Genomic DNA, 2,765 nt, shown 5'->3' on the forward strand with positions numbered 1-2,765 from the left:
GCCCTCGGGCTCGGCGCCGACGTTCTCGGCCGGGCCGGCACCGTGGGTCTTGCCGAAGGTGTGGCCGCCGGCGATCAGCGCGACGGTCTCCTCGTCGTTCATCGCCATCCGGCCGAAGGTCTCGCGGATGTCGCGGGCCGCGGCCAGCGGGTCCGGGTTGCCGTCCGGGCCCTCCGGGTTGACGTAGATCAGGCCCATCTGGGACGCGCCGAGCGGCTTCTCCAGCTGGCGGTCACCGGAGTAGCGCTGGTCGCCACCGAGCCAGTAGTTCTCCGGGCCCCAGTAGGTCTCGTTGTCCGGCTCGAACACGTCGGCGCGGCCACCGGCGAAGCCGAAGGTCGTGAAGCCCATGGTGTCCAGCGCGCGGTTGCCCGCGAAGATCAGCAGGTCGGCCCAGGAGACCTTCTGGCCCCACTTCTGCTTGACCGGCCACAGCAGACGGCGGGCCTTGTCGAGGTTGCCGTTGTCGGGCCAGCTGTTCAGCGGCGCGAAGCGCTGCATGCCCATGCCTGCACCACCGCGGCCGTCGGCGAGACGGTACGTCCCGGCCGAGTGCCACGCCATGCGGATCATGAAGCCGCCGTAGTGACCGAAGTCGGCGGGCCACCAGTCCTGACTCGTCGTGAGGACCGTGTCGACGTCCTTCGCGAGCGCATCGAGGTCGACGGTCGCGAACTGCGCGGCGTAGTCGAAGTCGGCGTCCATCGGGTTGGACGTGTCGGTGTGGGAGCGGAGGATCCGCAGGTTGAGCTGGTTGGGCCACCAGTCGACGTTGCCGCCGCCCTCGGTGGGGTGCGAGAGCTTGCCGGCGTGGACCGGACACCCGCCCGCGTCCTCCTGGTTCATCTCCGCTTCGCGGGTGACGTGCTCAGACACGTGAGTTCCCTCCGGATGGTTGAGAGGTGGTGGTCGTACAACCGGGACAGCGACCCCAGAACACGACCTCGGCCTCGTCGACGACGAAGCCGTGGTCGTCCGAGGCGGCCAGGCACGGCGCGATCCCGACGACGCAGTCGACGTCCGCGATCGCCCCACAGGCTCGGCACACGACGTGGTGATGGTTGTCCCCGACCCGCGCCTCGTACCGCGCAGGCGAGCCCGTGGGCTCGATGCGCCGCAGCAGCCCGGCCGAGGTGAGGGCCCGCAGGACGTCGTAGACGGCCTGGTGGGACACCGCGCCGAGGTCGCTCCGGACGAGACCGATGATCGCGTCCGTGTCGAGGTGCGGGTGGTCGTGCACCGCCGACAGGACCGCGAGACGGGGACGCGTCACGCGCAGACCGGCTCCGCGCACGATGCGCTCGAAGTCGGTCGTCGTCGGCACGCGACGCAGTGTGGCCGAGTTTCTGGAATCAATCAAGAATCCGAGGTCATCGGCAGATGCCGCACCGGCGACGCCCCGAGCAGCCTCAGGACAACGGCGGCCGGGACCCCGTGACGCTCGGGTGGACCGCGCTCGGCCGGTGCCCGCCCGACCCGGACATCACCGTCGAGAAGTCATAGCCGCTCTCGGCGTGCTCGCCCTCGTCGACGCCCTCGGTCTCGACCTCGGGGTCCACCCGCAGCCCGATCGTCCGCGAGATCACCCAGGCGATGAGGGCCGTGACGAGGAAGGAGTAGGCCAGCACCGCGACGACGGCGACCGCCTGACGCCCGAGCTGGGCGAGCCCGCCGCCGTAGAGCAGCCCGTCCGCCCCCGCGGGGTTGGTGGCCACCGAGGCCAGCAGACCGATCAGCAGCATCCCGACGAGGCCGCCGATGCCGTGGACCGCGACGACGTCGAGGGAGTCGTCGAACCCGAACCGGAACTTGAGGCGGACCGCGCAGGCGCAGATCGCGCCCGCCGCGAGCCCGATCACCAGCGCACCGAGCGGCTCGACGTAGGCGCAGGCCGGGGTGATCCCGACCAGGCCCGCGACGGCACCCGACGCCGCGCCGAGCGACGTCGGCCTCCCGTCGCGGATCTGCTCGACCACCAGCCAGGACAGCACCGCGGCCGCCCCCGCGGTCATCGTCGACACGAGGGCGGTCCCCGCCGCCGCGGTGGCCCCGAGCGCCGAGCCCGCGTTGAACCCGAACCAGCCGAACCACAGCAGGCCGGCGCCGAGGAGCACCGAGGGCAGGTTGTGCGGCCGGATCGGGTCGCGCGGCCAGCCCCGCCGCTTCCCGACGACGAGCGCGAGCGCCAGGGCCGACGCCCCGGAGTTGATCTCGACGGCCGTGCCGCCCGCGAAGTCGAGAGCGTGCAGCCGGTTGGCGATCCAGCCCCCGACCGAGCCCGGCCCGGTGGCCCCGTCGAGCGCGAAGACCCAGTGCGCCTCGGGGAGGTAGACGAGCGTGACCCAGACCAGCACGAACAGCGTCCAGGGCCAGAACCGGGTGCGCTCCGCGACCGCGCCCGCGAGCAGGGCGACGGTGATGACCGCGAACATCAGCTCGAACATCGCGTAGACGCCGGCCGGGATCGCGGAGGACCCGCTCCCGACGACGGCGGTGTCGAGGTGGCGCATGCCGACGTCGCCGAACCCGCCGATCAGCCCGCCCCCCGCGTCGGGGCCGAACGCGAGCGAGTAGCCGTAGACCACCCAGATCACGCCCACGACGGCGAGGCAGACGAAGCTCGTCATCATCACGTTGAGGACGGCCTTCGTGCGGACCATGCCGCCGTAGAACAGCGCGAGGCCGGGGGTCATCAACATGACCAGCGCCGTACTCGCCAGGACCCAGGCGGTACTACCCGAATCGATCACACCGGGCCCCTCCGA

General features: G+C 71.7%; 3 protein-coding genes. All 3 read right to left on the reverse strand.

Annotated features, from left to right (window positions below; all coding sequences use genetic code 11):
• Positions 1 to 846 (reverse strand): peroxidase family protein (locus VGI02_RS18635; RefSeq protein WP_331629565.1); only part of this gene is annotated, 846 nt, incomplete at its 3' end.
• A 22-nt stretch (positions 847 to 868) separates the two neighbouring features.
• Entirely contained in the window at positions 869 to 1,324 is a 456-nt protein-coding gene (locus VGI02_RS18640) for a Fur family transcriptional regulator (protein WP_331629563.1), read from the reverse strand.
• A gap of 85 nt (positions 1,325 to 1,409) precedes the next feature.
• The gene (locus VGI02_RS18645) at positions 1,410 to 2,750 is read right to left on the reverse strand and encodes an ammonium transporter (protein WP_331629567.1); all 1,341 of its coding nucleotides are present in this window, start codon (positions 2,748 to 2,750) and stop codon (positions 1,410 to 1,412) included.
• Between the last annotated feature and the right edge of the window lie 15 nt (positions 2,751 to 2,765).

The organism is Actinomycetospora sp. (assembly GCF_036497245.1).
In the GTDB taxonomy this organism is placed as follows: domain Bacteria; phylum Actinomycetota; class Actinomycetes; order Mycobacteriales; family Pseudonocardiaceae; genus Actinomycetospora.